The organism is Pseudomonas sp. NFPP04, assembly GCF_900113815.1.
Lineage (GTDB): Bacteria > Pseudomonadota > Gammaproteobacteria > Pseudomonadales > Pseudomonadaceae > Aquipseudomonas > Aquipseudomonas extremorientalis.
The window spans coordinates 78,050-96,002 of the sequence record NZ_FOQS01000006.1 but is presented as its reverse complement, the minus strand read 5'-3'; the positions used below and the strand labels follow the sequence as shown (position 1 = coordinate 96,002).

Annotated in this window: 13 protein-coding genes; 9 read left to right on the top strand and 4 right to left on the bottom strand. The window is 62.6% G+C overall.

Annotated elements, in window-relative coordinates:
• The first annotated feature begins 336 nt into the window (after positions 1–336).
• Together macA and BM017_RS15050 are read left to right on the top strand one after the other, a co-directional pair.
• On the top strand, positions 337–1,488 hold the full coding sequence (macA, locus tag BM017_RS15055; RefSeq protein ID WP_092245711.1) for a macrolide transporter subunit MacA: 1,152 nt from the start codon (positions 337–339) through the stop codon (positions 1,486–1,488).
• Positions 1,489–1,491: 3 nt separating this feature from the next.
• Positions 1,492–3,450 carry a MacB family efflux pump subunit gene (locus BM017_RS15050; RefSeq protein WP_092245708.1) on the top strand — a complete coding sequence of 653 codons (1,959 nt, stop codon included), beginning with the start codon at positions 1,492–1,494 and terminating at the stop codon, positions 3,448–3,450.
• Positions 3,451–3,581: 131 nt separating this feature from the next.
• On the opposite strand, the gene BM017_RS15045 is transcribed toward BM017_RS15050, so the two are convergent.
• Positions 3,582–4,253 (bottom strand): helix-turn-helix transcriptional regulator, encoded by a 672-nt coding sequence (locus BM017_RS15045; RefSeq protein ID WP_170856082.1) that lies wholly within the window; start codon positions 4,251–4,253, stop codon positions 3,582–3,584.
• Positions 4,254–4,409: 156 nt separating this feature from the next.
• Positions 4,410–5,645 carry a methionine gamma-lyase gene (locus BM017_RS15040; RefSeq protein ID WP_092245702.1) on the bottom strand — a complete coding sequence of 412 codons (1,236 nt, stop codon included), beginning with the start codon at positions 5,643–5,645 and terminating at the stop codon, positions 4,410–4,412.
• Between the two features lie 123 nt (positions 5,646–5,768).
• Between BM017_RS15040 and BM017_RS15035 the strand changes: the two genes are divergently transcribed.
• The 5 genes from BM017_RS15035 (at position 5,769) to BM017_RS15015 (ending at position 11,106) form a co-directional block, all read left to right on the top strand.
• Positions 5,769–6,239 (top strand): Lrp/AsnC family transcriptional regulator, encoded by a 471-nt coding sequence (locus tag BM017_RS15035; protein ID WP_092245699.1) that lies wholly within the window; start codon positions 5,769–5,771, stop codon positions 6,237–6,239.
• Between the two features lie 724 nt (positions 6,240–6,963).
• Positions 6,964–7,554: an antibiotic biosynthesis monooxygenase gene (locus tag BM017_RS15030; protein ID WP_092245696.1), complete on the top strand. Its 591-nt coding sequence runs from the start codon at positions 6,964–6,966 to the stop codon at positions 7,552–7,554.
• A complete protein-coding gene (locus BM017_RS15025; RefSeq protein WP_092245694.1) occupies positions 7,551–9,389 on the top strand; it encodes an amidohydrolase in 1,839 nt (612 codons plus the stop codon). The genes BM017_RS15030 and BM017_RS15025 overlap by 4 nt, the downstream gene beginning before the upstream one ends.
• 28 nt (positions 9,390–9,417) lie before the next feature.
• On the top strand, positions 9,418–10,032 hold the full coding sequence (gene ycaC, locus BM017_RS15020) for an isochorismate family cysteine hydrolase YcaC (protein WP_071490108.1): 615 nt from the start codon (positions 9,418–9,420) through the stop codon (positions 10,030–10,032).
• A 192-nt stretch (positions 10,033–10,224) separates the two neighbouring features.
• A complete protein-coding gene (locus BM017_RS15015) occupies positions 10,225–11,106 on the top strand; it encodes a LysR family transcriptional regulator (protein ID WP_058425557.1) in 882 nt (293 codons plus the stop codon).
• Here the strand turns inward: BM017_RS15015 and BM017_RS15010 are convergent.
• Both BM017_RS15010 and BM017_RS15005 read right to left on the bottom strand, forming a co-directional pair.
• Positions 11,093–12,130, bottom strand: coding sequence for an AraC family transcriptional regulator (locus BM017_RS15010; protein WP_092245691.1), 1,038 nt, complete (start codon positions 12,128–12,130; stop codon positions 11,093–11,095). The genes BM017_RS15015 and BM017_RS15010 overlap by 14 nt on opposite strands.
• 1 nt (position 12,131) lies before the next feature.
• Positions 12,132–13,046: a GGDEF domain-containing protein gene (locus BM017_RS15005; RefSeq protein ID WP_092245688.1), complete on the bottom strand. Its 915-nt coding sequence runs from the start codon at positions 13,044–13,046 to the stop codon at positions 12,132–12,134.
• 380 nt (positions 13,047–13,426) lie between these two features.
• On the opposite strand from BM017_RS15005, the gene BM017_RS15000 reads away from it, so the two are divergent.
• Together BM017_RS15000 and BM017_RS14995 are read left to right on the top strand one after the other, a co-directional pair.
• Positions 13,427–15,940, top strand: coding sequence for a TonB-dependent receptor (locus BM017_RS15000; RefSeq protein ID WP_092245685.1), 2,514 nt, complete (start codon positions 13,427–13,429; stop codon positions 15,938–15,940).
• A gap of 145 nt (positions 15,941–16,085) precedes the next feature.
• A complete protein-coding gene (locus BM017_RS14995) occupies positions 16,086–17,948 on the top strand; it encodes a phytase (protein WP_092245683.1) in 1,863 nt (620 codons plus the stop codon).
• The last annotated feature ends 5 nt before the right edge of the window (positions 17,949–17,953 follow it).

Sequence of the window (17,953 nt, the reverse complement as noted above, 5' to 3'; positions counted from 1 at the left end):
GGAGGGGGCCTGCCCCCGATGGCGGTGTGTCAGTTGATGCATCTGTGGCTGTCCCACTGCAATCGGGGGCAAGCCCCCTCCCACAGTTTGATCTCCATACATCAGGTAGATATCAGCCTGCTTTTGATCTGCTGGTGATCTGGCTTTTGCTCTCAGACGCCCCGTCAAACACGCTGGCATGCGTTCGGGCACACCGCGCCTAAGCGAGGTGCCGAGTGTTGGGGCAAGAGCCTTTTGGTTACTTTTGGGCTCTTTTCAAAAGTGACCCGCCGTAAGGGCGGAACCCCTATCAGCCGTTACCCAAGTAACGGATATGTACTCGATCAAAGGCCACCCATGGAAAAGTCAAAGTTACGCAAACTAGGAATGCTCACAGTAATCACAGTCGCCATCGGCCTGATCATCTACACGGTCCAGGCCCCCGCCGACGCCCCCCAATACCTCACAGCCACCGCTCAACGCGGTGACATCGAAAACGCCGTGCTGGCCACCGGCCTGCTCGAAGGCATCAAACAGGTCGACGTGGGCGCCCAAGTCTCCGGCCAATTGAAGTCCCTGAAAGTAAAGGTCGGCGACAAAGTGAAAAAGGGTCAATGGCTCGCCGAAATCGACCCACTGGTCCTGCAAAACACCCTGCGCAAGGCCCAGGTCGACGAAGAAAACCTTCAGGCCCAACGCCGCGCCACGGCGGCCCAGCTCAAGCAGGCCAAGTCCGTGTACGAGCGCTATAAAGGCCTGCAGATCGACGAGTCGGTATCCCGTCAGGACTTCGAAGACGCCGAGTCCAACTTCCAGGTGCAACAGGCCAACCTGCTGTCCCTGGATGCGCAGATCAAAAGCGCGCACATCCAGATCGACACCGCCAAGGTCAACCTGGCCTACACCCGCATCGTCGCGCCCATCGACGGCGATGTGGTGGGCATTGTCACCCAGGAAGGCCAGACCGTGATCGCCAGCCAACTGGCGCCGGTACTGCTCAAATTGGCGGACCTGGACACCATGACCGTCAAGGCCCAGGTCTCCGAGGCGGATGTGATCCACATCAGCCCCGGCCAGCAGGTGTACTTCACCATCCTCGGCGAGGCCGACAAGCGCTACTACGCCAAGCTGCGCGGCACCGAGCCGGCGCCGCAGAATTTCCTGGAAACCCAGACCGCCGGTACGCCAAAGCAGAACACCGCGGTGTTCTATAACGCGCTGTTCGACGTGCCCAACCCCGATCACCGCCTGCGTATCGCCATGACCGCCCAGGTGCGTATCGTGCTCGACACCGCCCAGGCCGCGTTGATGGTGCCGGTGGCGGCGCTCGGTGCGCGCAACAACGATGGCAGCTACCCGCTGCGGGTGCTGGATGCCAAGGGCAAGGCGGTGTCGCGGAATGTGAAGACCGGGATCAACAATAACGTCAAGGTGCAGATCCTCGAAGGCCTGGCCGAAGGTGACAAAGTGGTGATCGGCGAAGCCACGCCGGCTGTGGCGGGGAACTGACGGATGACCCAGCCACTGTTGGAACTCAAGGGCATCACCCGCAGTTTCATGGCCGGCGAGCGTGAGTTCATTGCGCTCAAGGGCATCGACCTGACGATTCACGCCGGGGAAATGGTCGCGATCATCGGCGCCTCGGGCTCGGGTAAGTCCACCCTGATGAACATCCTCGGCGGCCTGGATTACGCCACGGCCGGCAGCTACAAGATCAATGGCATCGAAACCCGCTCATTGGGCGACGAGCAATTGGCCGAACTGCGCCGTGACTACTTCGGTTTTATCTTCCAGCGCTACCACTTGCTGGCGCACTTGAGCGCCTTGCACAACGTGGAGATGCCGGCGATCTATGCCGGTACGCCGGAGACCGCGCGCCATAGCCGTGCGCGGGAGTTGCTGGCCCGCCTGGGCTTGGCCAGCCACACCACCCATCGTCCCAGCCAGCTGTCGGGCGGGCAGCAGCAGCGGGTGAGTATTGCCCGTGCGTTGATGAACGGCGGTGAAGTGATCCTGGCCGACGAACCCACCGGCGCCCTCGACACCCACAGCGGCAAGGAGGTCATGCGTATCCTCGCTGAGCTGCACGCCGCCGGGCACACGGTGATTATCGTGACGCACGACCCCAAGGTCGCGGCGAACGCCCAGCGCATCGTCGAGGTGTGCGATGGCGAGATTGTCAGCGACAAGGCCAACGACAGTGTCGGCCTGGAGCTGCCCGGCGAAGCGCCCATCGAACCCAGGCGCAGTGGCGCCCGGCGTCTGGTGGCGAGCCTGGGGTTGTTCAAGGAAGCGTTCAACATGGCCTGGGTCGCGCTGGTGTCCCATCGCATGCGCACCTTGCTGACCATGCTCGGTATTGTCATCGGTATTACCTCGGTGGTGTCGATCTCGGCCATCGGCGAAGGCGCCAAGCGTTATGTGCTCAAGGACATCCAGGCGATCGGCAGCAACACCATCGATATCTTTTCCGGCACCAGTTTCGGTGACAGCCGCGCCTCGGCCATCGAGACGTTGATGCCCTCGGATGTCGACGCGTTGAACCAGCTGTATTACGTCGACAGTGCCACGCCGGTGGTGGGCCGCAACCTGTTGCTGCGCTTTGGCAATATCGACCTGGATGCGCAGGTCAACGGTGTGAGTGACCGCTATTTCAAGGTCAAGGGCCTGAAGCTTGAAGCCGGCATCGCCTTCAGCGAAAGCGACGCACGGCGCCAGGCCCAAGTGGTGGTGATCGACCACAACACCCGCCATCGCCTGTTCGGACCCAACGTCGACCCGCTGGGCCAGGTGATCCTGGTGGGCAACCTGCCGTGCACGGTGATCGGCGTGACGGCCGACAATAAAAACATGTTCGCCGCCAGCAAGGCATTGAATGTGTGGGTGCCCTATGAAACGGCGGCGGGGCGCCTGTTGGGGCAGCGCCATCTGGACAGTATCACCGTGCGCATCAAGGACGGTCAGCCAAGCAAGGTGGTGGAAGACAACGTCAACAAGCTGATGCTGCAACGTCACGGCACCAAGGATTTCTTCACCAACAACCTCGACAGCATCATGCAGACGGTGCAGAAAACCAGTCGCTCCCTGGCGCTGTTGCTGTCGTTGATCGCGGTGATTTCGCTGCTGGTGGGCGGTATCGGGGTGATGAACATCATGCTGGTGTCGGTGACCGAGCGTACCCGCGAGATCGGTATTCGCATGGCGGTAGGCGCCCGGCAATCGGACATTCGCCAGCAGTTCCTGGTGGAGGCGGTGATGGTGTGTTTGATCGGTGGGCTGATCGGAATCTCGCTGTCCTATGCCCTGGGCTTTTTGTTTTCAGTGTTCGTGAAGGAATGGGAGATGGTGTTTTCCCTGGGCTCGATTCTGACCGCGTTTGCCTGTTCGACATTGATCGGCATCGTGTTTGGCTTTGTGCCGGCGCGGAATGCGGCGCGGCTGGACCCGATCGAGGCCTTGGCAAGGGATTGAATCCTGCTTGTCAATGAGAACCCAATGTGGGAGGGGGCTTGCCCCCGATTGCTGTGTATCAGCCACAATTTCGGTTGCTGACCCACCGCCATCGGGGGCAAGCCCCCTCCCACATTTTGATCGGTGTGAGCTTAAAGCCCCGTACTTTCCTCGGTGGCATACATCCACCGCAACAACGAATGCCGCCCGCTGATCCCCAGCTTGATCGCCGCACGTTTGAGGTAACTCTCGATGGTGTTGACCTTCAATGCCAATTGCTCCGCCAGCTCCGGCGCCGTGCGCCCGGCCAGCAGGCCGACGCACACTTCGAGTTCACGGTTGGAGAGGGTCAGCCCCGATTGCACCAGGCGTTCCTCGATGCGCCGGCGCAGGGTTTCGAGGCCCTGGTTTTCCGCGGTCACCGGCTCGCTGTCCTGGCGGCAAGGCTGGATCGCGGCGATGTGTTTTTCGACCATGGGCAGCAGCAGGGTGGAGAAGTCCTGCAGCATGCTGCGCTCCTGCGGCGAGAAATTTTCGGACTGGTGTGAGCGATACACCGACAACACATAGCGCACGTCGTCGCGGCGGCGGGTGAGGTGCAATTGTGCGGCAGGTTGCTCTTCGCCCAAGGCTTCTACCGAGTCGGTGTAGACCGGGCTGATCTTGCGCCGGACCTGCCCTTCGGCACTCACCTGCAGTTGCGTGATATGGGTGGCGTCCACGGCCAGTTGGGTGAGGATCAGGTCATGCAGCATGCGCGGAAAATGGCGGCTGCCGGTGCTGGCGATGACCTTGCCAATATGCGGAAACAACTGTGAGTTCATCAATTCATCCATGAGGCGTGCAGGTATTCGGCCTTATAGCAGCGGGGATTAAGATGCAAGCCAATGCGAATAACCTACCGTGATAGTCCTTCCCGCCGGAACCTATGCTAGTACAGCCTGGCGGCGGGAAGGGGATCCAATCTTAAAAAATCGGATTTAAAGACTCACGAGCCTGGAAGGACGTTGCAGCGTGCGCGTGCATTTGGCCAGTGCCTGCTGTACATCCGCCAGCAGGTCGGCGATGTCTTCAAGCCCCACCGACAAGCGCACCAACCCCTCGCTGATGCCGTGTGCGGCCCGCTCTTCCGGGGTGTAGGTGGAGTGAGTCATGCTCGCCGGGTGCTGGGCCAGTGATTCGGCGTCGCCCAGGCTGACCGCGCGGGTAAACAGCTTGAGTGCATTCATGAAGCGCCGGCCGGTTTCGATCCCGCCCTTGAGTTCGAAGGCGATCATGCCACCGGGCATTTTCATCTGGCGTGTCGCCAGTTCGTATTGAGGGAAAGAACGCAGGCCCGGGTAAGTCACGCGCTCCACGGCCGGGTGCGCCTGCAAGGCTTCGGCCACGGCCTGGGCGTTGCTGCAGTGGCGGTCCATGCGCAGGGCCAGGGTCTTGAGGCCGCGCATCAACAGCGAGGCATCCTGGGGCGACATGACGGCGCCGGTCAGGTCCTTGAGGCCTTGCAGGCGAATACGCTGGGCCAGCGCCTGGCTGCTCACGGCAATGCCCGCGGTGATATCGCCGTGGCCGCTGAGGTACTTGGTGGCCGAATGCACCACCACATCGGCGCCCAGTTCCAGGGGGCGTTGCAGGTAGGGCGTGCAGTAGGTGTTGTCGACCACTACGGTGACATTGGGCTGGTGGTGGGCGAGGGTGGCGACGGCGGCGATATCTACCAGTTGCAGGTTGGGGTTGGCCGGGGTTTCGCAGTAGATCATGCGCGTTGCGGGGCTGAGCGCGGCTTGCAGGGCCGCCAGGTCCGTGAGGTCGACATGCCGCACCTTGATGCCGAACTCGCCGATGCCGTGGTGCAGCAGGGCGAAGGTACAACCGTACAGCGTCTGGCTGACGATCACCTCGTCGCCGGGGCGTAGCAGGGTCCAGAACGTCGCGGCAATCGCCCCCATCCCGGAACTGAAGGCCACCGCCGCCTCGCCGTTTTCCAGGGTCGCCATGCGTGACTCCAGCAGCGCCAGGGTCGGGTTGGAAATGCGCGTATAGAAGTGGCCGCTGGCTTCACCGGCAAAACAGGCGGCGCCGTATTCGGCGGTGGGGAAGGCAAAGGTGGCCGACAGATAAATCGGCGGGACGAGTGCGCCGTGGTGGTCCTTGGGGTCGTAGCCGTGGTGGATGGCGCGGGTGGAAAAGCCGAATGCATTGTGTTTATTGTTCATGTCGGACGCTCCTTATTTCCTACAATGCTATGCTCATAACCAGAGATGAACTTTGCAATATTTGCCGGTAATCCCCGCGTCCCGGGATGAAAACCTCATAAAAATAACGAATAGAGGCACGTTATGCCCATCCGTCTGGATCGCACCGATAAAGCGCTTTTAAACGCGCTGCAAGGCAATGCCCGCCTCACGGTGGCTGAATTGGCCGACCGCGTCTCCCTGACGACCTCGCCCTGTTGGCGCCGGGTGCGCAACCTGGAGGAGAGCGGGGTGATCAGCGGGTACCAGGCGATTCTCTCGCCCAAGGCGCTGGGGTATGGGGTGACGGCGTTTGTCAGCATCATGATGGAGAGTCATACCCAGGAAATTGCCCGGGCATTCGAGCAGCGGTTGTTGGCGATTCCCGAGATCGTGGCGTGCCATAACGTGTCGGGGCGGTATGATTTTTTGTTGGAAGTGGTGGCGAGGGATCTGGAGTCGTTTGGGGAGTTTGCGCGGGAGGTGTTGCAGACGTTGCCTTGCGTCAAGGAGATTTATTCAAGTTTTTCCTATAAGTCGGTGAGGGGGTTGCGGGTGATTCCGGTGCCGGGGTGATGGCGGGGTGGTGTCGTGTTGTGTACATATCCGTTGCTTCGGTAACGGCCACCTATGGTTCCGCTCTTACAGCGGCTCACTTTTGGAAAGGCCGGAAGCCGGCCCAGCCAAAAGTAAGCAAAAGGCCTTCGCCCCAACACTCGGTGCCTCGCTTAGGCTCGGCATGCCCTCACTCCGGCCAGCGTGTTTGACGGGGCGCCCAAGATCAAAAGCAAGAGCGCGGCGACCTTAGAGCCGACCGGATTGTATGGCCGGTACTCGGTCAAAGTGTGGGAGGGGGCTTGCCCCCGATGGCAGTGGGTCAGTCGCTGATGAGTTGGCTGACACACCGCCATCGGGGGCAAGCCCCCTCCCACAGTTTGATCTTCATGTATCAGTTGAAGGGTGGTTTGCTCTGGCTCTGGCTCTGGCTCTGGCTTTTGATCTGCTTTTGATTTTGATGTTAGGCGCCCCATCAAACACGCTGGCCGGAATCCCTGTCGGATTACGGGCACACCGAGCCTAGGCGAGGTGCCGAGTGTTGGGGCAAGAGCCTTTTGGTTACTTTTGGGCTCTTTTCAAAAGTGACCCGCCGTAAGGGCGGAACCAATATCCGCCATCACCCAAATAACGGATATGTACTCAGCACAACCCCCCCCCCAAACAGCACGTACATCCAATTTTCCCCACCCCATCCCCCCTCAAACTCCCTCATCGCTGAATCTTCACGGCAGAGGGATACCCCATGGACCCAACCACAAAACCAGGCCCCGACGAAGTCGTCACCCTGGTGGTCAAGCACCTCATCAAACCCGGCCTGGAGGCTGACTACGAAGCCTGGCTGCGCCGCATCGTGCGTATCGCCGGCGCCCGTGCCGGCCACCTCGGTGTCGACGTGGTACGCGGCAAACAGGGCAACCTGGCGCTGTTTACCTGTGTGTTGCGCTACCGTTCCACCGATGACCTGCAAACCTGGCTCGACTCCCCCGAGCGCAAAACCCTGATCGCCGAAGCCGCGCCCATGCTCGCCGACGGTGACAACACCGAAATCAATGGGGTCAACGAATTCTGGTTCAACCCCGAAACCCCAAACGCCGCCAAGCCGCCGCGCTGGAAGCAGGCGGTGGTCACCCTGTGCGTGATCCTGCCGCTGACCCTGCTGGTGCCGATCGTATGGGGCCCGGTGCTGCGCCTGCACCCATTTCTCTCCAACTACGTGGTCGCCACGTTTCTGGTAACCGTGACCATCGTCGTGCTGGTGGTCTACCTGCTGATGCCGGCGGCCACCCGCCTGTTCGCTCCCTGGCTCGAAGCCTCTGTAAAGGAAACCCTATGAACGCCGACCTGATTCTGTTCAATGGCCAGTTCCACACCGTGGACCGTGAAAACCCGCGCGCCACGGCCGTCGCCATCCGTGAGGGGCGGTTTGTAGCCGTGGGCACCGACGGTGAAGCCATGGCCCTGCGCGGCAGTGGTACCCAGGTCATCGACCTCAAGGGCCGCACCGTCATCCCCGGCCTCAACGACTCGCACCTGCACCTGATCCGTGGCGGCTTGAACTACAACCTCGAGCTGCGCTGGGAAGGCGTGCCGTCCCTGGCCGATGCCCTGCGCATGCTCAAGGACCAGGCCGACCGCACGCCGACCCCGCAATGGGTGCGCGTGGTGGGGGGCTGGAACGAATTCCAGTTCGCCGAAAAACGCATGCCGACCCTGGAAGAGTTGAACCAGGCCGCGCCCGATACGCCGGTGTTCGTGCTGCACCTGTACGACCGCGCCTTGCTCAACCGCGCAGCGCTGCGTGTGGCCGGCTATACCAAGGACACGCCGAACCCGCCGGGTGGCGAGATCGTGCGTGACAGCAACGGCAACCCCACCGGCATGCTGGTGGCGCGGCCGAACGCGATGATTCTGTATTCGACCCTGGCCAAGGGCCCGAAACTGCCGTTGGAATACCAGGTCAACTCCACCCGCCAGTTCATGCGTGAACTCAATCGCCTGGGCCTCACCAGTGCCATCGACGCCGGCGGCGGCTTCCAGAACTACCCCGATGACTACGCAGTGATCGAGCAACTGGCCAAGGACCAACAGCTGACGGTGCGTATCGCCTACAACCTGTTCACCCAGAAGCCCAAGGAAGAACTCAGCGACTTCAAGAACTGGACCGGCAGCGTCACTCTGCACCAGGGCGACGACTACCTGCGCCACAACGGCGCTGGCGAAATGCTGGTGTTCTCGGCCGCCGACTTCGAAGATTTCCTGGAACCGCGTCCCGACCTGCCGCTGACCATGGAGCAGGAACTGGAGCCGGTGGTGCGCCACCTGGTTGAACAGCGCTGGCCGTTCCGTTTGCACGCCACCTATGACGAGTCCATCTCGCGCATGCTCGACGTGTTCGAGAAGGTCAACCGCGACATTCCGTTCAATGGCCTGCCGTGGTTTTTTGACCACGCCGAAACCATTACCCCGAGAAATATCGAGCGTGTACGTGCCCTGGGTGGCGGTATTGCGATCCAGGACCGCATGGCGTTCCAGGGCGAATATTTTGTCGAGCGCTACGGCGCCAAGGCCGCCGAAGCCACGCCACCTATCAAGCGCATGCTAGCCGAAGGCGTGCCGGTGGGCGCGGGCACCGATGCGACGCGGGTATCGAGCTACAACCCGTGGACCTCGCTGTACTGGATGGTCAGCGGCCGCACCGTCGGTGGCCTGGAACTGCATGCCGAAGGCCTGCCGCGCCTGACCGCGCTGGAACTGTTCACCCACGGCAGCGCCTGGTTCTCGTCCGAGCAGGGCAAGAAGGGCCAGATCAAGGTCGGGCAGTTGGCGGACGTGGCGGCGCTGTCGGCGGACTTCTTCAGTGTCGATGAGGAAGCCATCAAGTGGATCGAGTCGGTCCTCACCGTGGTCGGCGGCAAGGTGGTCTACGGTGCCGGTGACTTCGAAGACTTCGCACCCCCGCGCGTGCCGGTACTGCCGGATTGGTCGCCGGTGGTCAAGGTGCCAGGGCACTGGCGTCCAGGCTCGCCGTTGCAGGCGCAGGTGCACCAGTGCAGCGGCCCGTGCGGCGTGCATGCCCACAGCCACGAAAAAGCCCGCCATTCCAGCGTGCCGGTCAGCGACTTCCAGGGTTTCTGGGGTGCGTTCGGCTGCTCGTGTTTTGCGTTTTGATTACCCATCCCCCCGTAGGAGTTGAACCATGGCTAGCCCTCGTTTGAACAAAGATGACGCCGTTGTACTGTTGGTCGACCACCAGACTGGCCTGATTTCCCTGGTGCAGGATTTCTCCCCCAATGAATTCAAGAACAACGTCCTGGCCTTGGCCGATGTGGCGAAGTTCTTCAACCTGCCGACCATCCTCACCACCAGCTTCGAAAGCGGTCCCAACGGCCCACTGGTGCCCGAACTCAAGGCACTCTTCCCGGACGCGCCGTACATCGCCCGCCCTGGCCAGATCAATGCCTGGGACAACGAAGACTTCGTGAAGGCCGTCAAGGCCACCGGCCGCAAGCAGATCATCATTGCCGGCGTGGTGACGGACGTGTGCGTCGCGTTCCCGACCTTGTGCGCCCTGGAGGAAGGCTTTGAGGTGTTCGTGGTCACCGACGCCTCCGGCACCTTCAACGAAACCGTACAACAAGCCGCCTGGGCGCGCATGACCGCCGCCGGTGCCCAACTGGTGAACTGGTTCGCCGTGGCTTGCGAACTGCAGCGCGACTGGCGCAACGACATGGAAGGCCTGGCCAACCTGCTGTCGCCACGCATCCCCAACTACCGCAACCTGATGAACAGCTACTCGGCGTTTACCAAGTAACTGGCTCTCAAGTCTGTAGGTGATCCCTGTGGGAGGGGCGGTGCGACGATTCGACTTGCCCCCGATAGCGGTGTGTCAGTCACACTGCCATCGGGGGCAAGTCGAATCGTCGCACCGCCCCTCCCACATTTGATTTGTGGTGTGGCGACATACCCGTTATAAAAAACACCAAATGTCCACCGAGAAGCGACAATGAACCCCTTCGAAGACATGCGCCTGTTCTGCCAAGTCATGGAATCCGGCAGCTTCACCGCCGCCGCCGAACAGTTGGGCCTGTCCAAGCAATTCGTCAGCCGCCGCCTGATCCAGCTGGAAGATCGCCTTGGCGTACGCCTGCTCAATCGCTCCACCCGCCGCCTGGATGTCACGCCACTCGGCCAGAGTTACTACGAATCCGCCTTGCGCCTGCTCAGTGAAGTCGAGCAAGTGGAGCAGGGCATTGCCGGCCAGAACAGCGAACCGCGCGGCACCATTCGCCTCAGCGCGCCGTTGTCGTTTGCCATGGCCCATCTGGGTTGTCTGTTGCCGTTGTTCCTGCAGCGCCATCCCCAGGTGGCGGTGGAGGTCGACTTGAGCGACCGCCCCGTGGACCTGATCGGCGAAGGCTACGACCTGGTCTTGCGCATCGGCACCCTGGAAGATTCCACCCTGATCGCTCGGCGTATCGCCAGCATCCCCCGGGTGTATTGCGCCAGCCCCGACTACCTGGCCTTGCGCGGCACCCCGCAGAAACCCGATGACCTCGCCGACCACGATTGCCTGCCCTACGGCCATGGCCGCCAGGTGCAGTGGCGCTTCAAGGGCAAGTTGCAGGCGCTGAGCGTGAGTGGGCGCATGCGCGTGAACAATGGCGACCTGCTGCGCGATACCGCCATCGCCGGCCTGGGCGTGACCTACCTGCCGACCTTTATCGTCGGCGAGGCGTTGAAGGATGGCCGCCTGGTCACGGTGCTGGATGAGTTCGCCCCCGAAGACCTGACACTGTCGGCGGTGTACCCCCAGCACCGGCAAAGCTCGCGGCCGGTGCAGGCGCTGGTGGAGTTCCTGCGCGAACGCCTGGCTAGCGGCTGTTGAACAGCTGGCGGATCAGGTTGGGCGTACTGCCGGTCCAGCGCTTGAACGAACGGCGAAAGTTCGCCGCATCGTTGAAGTTCAGGTACGCCGCCACTTCATCATTGCTGTAGCCCTTGACCTGGTACAGGTGCAGCGCCACCTGCTTGCGCACGCGGTCCACCTGCTGCTGAAAGCCGGTGTCATGCTTGTGCAACTTGCGCTTGAGGGTCGCCGGGCTCATGGCGAAGGCCTGCGCGGCCTGTTCCAGGCTGGGCGGTTGGCGTACCTGTTCGCGCAGGTAGTCGTAGAGGCAGTCGAGAAAGCTGCTGGCAAAGCCCAGCTGTTCGATCTGTTCGCGGGCCTGCTGGCGTGCGACCTGGCCGGCGGTGGCCGAGGCGCCCGGCCACGCGCGGGTGAGGTACTCGCGGGGGATGCTCAGCATATCCAGCGGCCGTTCGAAGCGCGTCTCTTCGCCCAGGTGCACCCAATACTGCTCGATGTAGCGCGGTTCGGCATGACTGAAACAGCACACCCACGGCAAGCGCTCGCCACTGAGCCACTGGCTCATGGCAACCAGCGAGGTCATGCTGGCTTCCAGTAAAAACCGCCAATGCTCGCCGGCGCCGCAACTGTCCCGCCAGTACAGGTAGGCATGGTGCGCATCCAGTTCCAGGTGCAAGGTGACCAGCGGGCTGAGCAGCACCTGTTGCTGGATCAGGATCTCCAGGGCCTGGTGCAGGTTCTGTGCATGGCCCAGGGCATGGCTGGCCGCGCCGTAATAACCGGGCAGGAGTCGCTGGCCGAACAGAAAGCTGCTGTCGTCGGCGTCGAGCAATTTGCGACTGTTGCCGATCAACCCGAAAAACTGCTGCGGGCTCAACCGCGCCGTACCGGCCAGGATGTCCTCGTGAAACAGTCCCGTGCCGCGCAGCAGGCGATGGCTGTCGATGTCCCGGGACAAGGCCAGGTCGATCAGCGTGGCGGGTTGGCAGTGCCCTGGTATGAAGCGGCTGTCGGCTTCATACCAGCTGGTTTTCACGGCCATCTCAGGCGCTTTTCGCCAGGGGTTGCTTGGACCTGGCCAGGGCCAGGTTGAGGCGTTTGAGCAAGTCCTGGGGCGGCTCGTCCAGGGCCATGACCACGGCGGTGGTCGCTACCAGTTGCAGGCGTTCCCCGTGCAGCCGGGTCTTGTGTGCGAGGCCGCGCACCGCCTGCTGCAACTCCAGCGCCAGCTCCTTGGCCTGGCGCTCACCGGTGTTGGGCAGCAGCACCACAAAACGGTCGCCGGCCAGGCGGCACAGCAGGTCCTGGCGACGCAGGTTGAGCAACAGCAAATGGCTGAGGGCCTGCAACACCGCATCGCCTTCGGCATGCCCGTAGGCCTGGTTGATGGCGGCGAAGTGATCCAGGTCCAGGGCCAGCAGGGACAGTGGTTGCTGCTGGGTCTGGCTGTCTTGCAGGCTGTCGGCTAACTGGCGCTTGAGGTAGTCGGCGCCGGCCAGGGGCGTGAGTTTGTCGAACAGCCGATGCTCGCGGAACAACCGTTCGCGTTTCTCCATCTGTGCGCTGATCGCCAGTTGTTCGCGGTGCCAGTGGTAGATGCCGATGGTCAGCAGGATCATGCCCACCGGCATCGGCCCGGACTCCAGCCAGTGGTCCCAGGTGATGCTGTCGGGCAGGCGGATGAATTCGTCGAGGCTGTCGATCCACCAGGAGAAGAAGATGCATGACAGGCCCAGCGCCAGGTAGTTGGTCACGCGCCCGGCCGGTCGGCTTTTCAGCACCAGCCCCAGCCAGACCAGGGCGAGCAGGGCGGAACCGCCTTCGCCGAAGATATCCAGCCATGCCCACTCGCTGACGCTTTTCAACTCGCCGCAGGCCAGGTGCAGGATCAGCCCCAGGTTGGCCGCGATCAGCAGCAGGGAGAGTTTCCAGCGGTGGGGTTTGAGCACGGAAAACATGGCCGCGAGTCCTTGCAAGGTTCAGTCGTGGGCGACAGCACAGCAGATGGATGTGACGGTTGCATGACGGTAGGGGAGGGTCGAATCAGCTCATCCCGTCGACAATGAAAAGCAGAAAATGTGGGAGGGGGCTTGCCCCCGATAGCGGTGCGTCAGTGAGAAACCAGGGGCTGACCCACCGCTATCGGGGGCAAGCCCCCTCCCACAGTTGATCTTCACAGGTCATTTCAGCTCATTCCAGCTCAGGATCCTGCTCAAACCCCCGGTTTACGGGCCTTCCTACCACACCCTGTCACAGAACCGTCATCCCCCACCCCTAGCGTGCCCTCCCAGTTGCCGGGCCTCTTGCCTGGCGCCAACGGACTCTTGGGGAGGATTGCATGTACAAGCGCACCGGGCTCGTCAGCTTTACGCTAACTGCCTTGGCCCTGGCGATTGCCAGTGAGCGGCTCAACGCGGCCGAGGCGGCCAACACTGAGCACGTCGAAGTGGTCGGCCAGGCAGCGGCCATCGACCAGGCGCTCAAGGAGCAACGCAATTCCGACAGCATCAAGAGCGTGGTGCATGCCGACGGCGTGGCCCAGCTACCGGATGAAAACGTCGCCGAAGCGGCGCAGCGCTTGCCGGGTATCAGCGTGGAGCGCGACCAGGGCGAAGGGCGCTTCGTCAGCGTGCGTGGCCTGGGCCCGGACCTCAACAGCGTGACCATCAACGGCACCCTGGTGCCTGCCCCGGAGAGCGCCCGCCGCGCCGTGGCCCTCGACGTGCTGCCCGCGGAATTGGTGCAGTCGCTGTCGGTGATCAAGACCCTCACCCCGGACATGGACGCCAACTCCCTTGGCGGCACCGTCGATGTGCAAAGCCTGTCGGCCTTCGACCACAAGGGCCTGTTCTACACCGGCAGCACCGAGGCCAGCTACGACAAGAACACGAGCCAGACCAGCCCCAAATTCTCCGGCGCGGCCAGCAACCGTTTCAGCCTCGGCGACGGCATCGACAACTTCGGCGTCGCCGCCGCGCTGAGCTGGCAGAAGCGCGACTTCGGCTCGGACAACGTCGAGACCGGCGGCGCCTGGGACTTCACCGACGGCGCCCGGCTCAACGAGTTCGAACAGCGTGACTACGACATCAGCCGCGAACGGGCCGGTGGCGGCCTGAACTTCGATTACAAGCCCGACGACTTCAGCAGCTACTACCTGCGCACTCTCTACAGCCGCTACAAAGACACCGAAACCCGCAACTCCACCAGCCTCGAATTCGCCGACCCGCAGGCCCCCGGCCAACTGGGCGATGCCGAGGGCAAGCGCAAGCTGAAGAACCGCGAAGAGACCCAGGAAATCCAGTCCTACGTATTCGGCGGCGAACGCATGCTCGGCCTGTGGACCCTGAGCGGCCAGGCCGGCTTCAGCCAATCCAGCGAAGACAGCCCGGCGCACATCGCCGGTGCCACCTTTGACGGCGGCGACTTTGCCAACAGTGGTTTCCATGACAAGGACAAGCCACGCCCGATCATCGGCAGCGCCTTCTACGACGCGCGCAACTTCAGCCTCGACAAAGTCGACTGGGAAAAACAGAACACCCAGGACACCGAGAAAAACCTGCGCCTGGACCTGGCCCGCGACTACGACCTGAACGGCTATGCGTCCCAGGTCAAATTTGGCGGCAAGGTCAGCCGCCGTAACAAGGACAACGACCTGGAGGCCTGGGTCTACAAAGACTTCGACACCCTCGGCTTCACTGCCGACCAGCTCAATCTCAGCCAGTTCCAGAAGGGCACTGTCGACTACCGCCTGGGCAGCTACGGCCCCGGCATCAGCCCCAGCGCGATCAAGCAGCTGATAGGCGGCCTCAACCCGGCGGACTTCTACGACGAGACCGAATCCCGGGTCAACGACTTCACCATTCGCGAAGACATCAACGCCGGCTACCTGATGAACACCGTCGACATCGACGACTGGCGCTTCATCGCTGGCCTGCGCTACGAAGGCACCGAGTTCGAAGCCAAGGGCACCGGCGCCACCGATGGCGTGTTCACCCCGACCGACACCCAGCGTCGCTATCACCATTGGCTGCCGGGCCTGCATGCGCGCTACCAGATCGACAAGAACACCCAGGTGCGCGCGGCCTGGACCAAGTCCGTGGTCCGCCCGACCTTTGGCCAGTTGGCGCCGGGTTTTGTGATCGATGATGACGAAGCCACCTTCGGCAACCCGGACCTCAAGCCCCTGGAATCGAGCAACCTGGACCTGGGCATCGAGCACTTCATGGGCCGCGCCGGCACCGTCTCGGCGTTCGTGTTCTACAAGGACATCAAGAACTTCGTCTACAACACCGACCTGGCCGGCACCGGCGCCTGGACCAACTTCGCCGAGGCCCACACCTACGCCAACGGCGACAGCGCCAGGCTCTACGGCCTGGAGTTGGCCTACTCACAGAAATTCGACTGGCTGCCCGCGCCGTGGAACGGCCTGCTGATCGGCGCCAACACTACGTTCAGCCGCTCCAGCGCCGACATCGAAGGTTTCGACAGTGCCAGTGGTACGAACCGCAAGCGCCACATCAGCCTGCCCAACCAGTCCGACACCGTCGGCAACCTGATGCTCGGTTGGGAAGACGACACGCTCAGCCTGCGCCTGTCGGCCAACTACAAATCGGCCTACCTCTTTGAGCTGGCGTCGATCAACGACAAGGCCCACGACCTGCATGTGGACGCGCAGACCTTTGTCGACTTCAGCGCGCGCTACTCGCTGACCAAGAACCTGCAAGTCAGCTTCGAAGCGCAGAACCTCACCGATGAGTCGTACTTCGTCTACACCGGCCACCGCAGCTACAACGGCCAATACGAAGAGTACGGCCCGACCTACAAGCTGGGCCTGACCTTCACCCACTTCTAACCCACACCTCCATTCCAATGTGGGAGGGGGCTTGCCCCCGATGGCTGTGGCCCAGCTGGCATCTGTGTTGACTGACACACTGCTATCGGGGGGCAAGCCCCCTCCCACATTGGATCTCCATTGTTTTTGACGGATTGAGCCGTACATGAAGATTTCCAAGCTGTACCTACTAATAGCCTTGACCCTCTGTGCGCCGGCAATGGCCACGGACCTGGCCCTGACCCCTTGGGCACCCAGCCTCAATGCCGAGGCCATGGCCGTGCTGAGCAGCACCGAGCGCCTCACCGCCAGCACCCGCAACGGCCTGCAACTGCTCGACGCCAAAGGCACCGAACTCGCCCGTTTCAACGGCAACTTCAGCAGCCTCGACACCCGCGCTGCCGGTACTCAGGTACTGGTCGCCAGCCTCGACAACGACCGCCAGCAAGCCGTGCTGATCAACCTTGACGCGTCCGCCAAAACCTTTGGCACACCGCTGTACCTGCCCGCTCGCGACTACCCGGTAAACGGCCTGTGTCTGTACCGCGACGGCGCCGCCCACCTGTTTGTGTTCCTGGTGGGTGAAGAGGGCAAGGGCGAGCAATGGCTGGTGGGCAATGGCGCCACACTGCTCAGCGAACCCCAGCGTGTACGCGGTCTGCCGTTGCCGCCGTCGGCGCAGTTCTGCCAGGTGGATGACACAACCCATCAGTTGGTGGTGAATGAACAAAACGTCGGCTGGTGGGCCTACCCGGCCCACCCGGAAGCCGAGGTCAAGCGCACGCCGGTAGCGCTGTTCGACAACCCCAGGCGTGAAGCGGGCGCCATGGCGCTGGTGCCGGGCGGGATGGTCGCCCTTGATCCGAAGACGGCCCAGTTGCACCTGTTCCAGCACACCGGCAAGCGCTGGGTCGAACAATCGAGCCTGACGCTGCCAGGCCTCAAGGAGCCGGAACAACTCAGCGTCAACGGTCAGCAACTGCTGGTGCGCGATGACGACAATGGCAAGCTTTACCAAGGCAGGCTCGACTGGAAAGCCAAACCCGTGACGGCTGGACCGGTACTGCCGGAAGTCGCCGCTGTACGCCAGACCGACCCGGTCGGTCGCCAGGGCGACGCGGCGGATGACCCGGCGATCTGGGTTCACCCGGCGCAACCGGAAAAAAGCCGTGTCCTCGGCACCAACAAGAAACAGGGACTGCTGGCCTACGACCTTGACGGCAAGCTGTTGCAGGAGCTGGCGGTGGGCCGTCTCAACAATGTCGACGTACGCCCCGACTTCAAGCTCGGCGCGCAGACTGTCGACCTGGCCGTGGCGAGCAATCGCGATCACAACAGCCTGAGCCTGTTCAGCATTGACCGCCAGAGCGGCGAACTGCGCGAAGCCGGTGAAGTGCCGACACCGCTCAAGGAGATCTACGGTATCTGCCTGTTCCAGCCCGCCAGTGGCGAGATCTACGCGATCGCCAACGGCAAGGACGGCACCTTCCTGCAATACCGCCTCAGCGCACCGGATGGTCGTGTGCAGGGCGAGTTGGTGCGCCAGTTCAAGGTCGACAGCCAGCCCGAGGGTTGCGTGGCCGATGACCAGCGCCAGCGCCTGTTTATCGGGGAAGAAGACGTCGGTGTCTGGGCGGTGGATGCGCGTGCCGACCAGCCGGCCACCCTCACCAGCGTGATCAAGGTCGGCCCGCAGCTGCACGCCGATGTCGAGGGCCTGGCGTTGTACCAGAGCGACAAGCGCGACTACCTGGTGATCTCCAGCCAGGGCAATGACAGCTACCTGGTGCTGGATGCCGAGCCGCCGTTCGCGACCCACGGTGCCTTCCGCGTCGGCCTGAATGCGCCGGCCGGGATCGATGGAGCCTCGGAAACCGATGGCCTGGAAGTCACCGCCCTCAACCTCGGCGGGCCGTGGAGCCAAGGCATGCTGGTGGTGCAGGACGGGCGCAAGCGCATGCCCGAGCAGGCCCAGAACTTCAAGTTGGTGCCGTGGGCCGAGGTGACTCGCGCGCTGAAGTTGCCCTGAGCCGT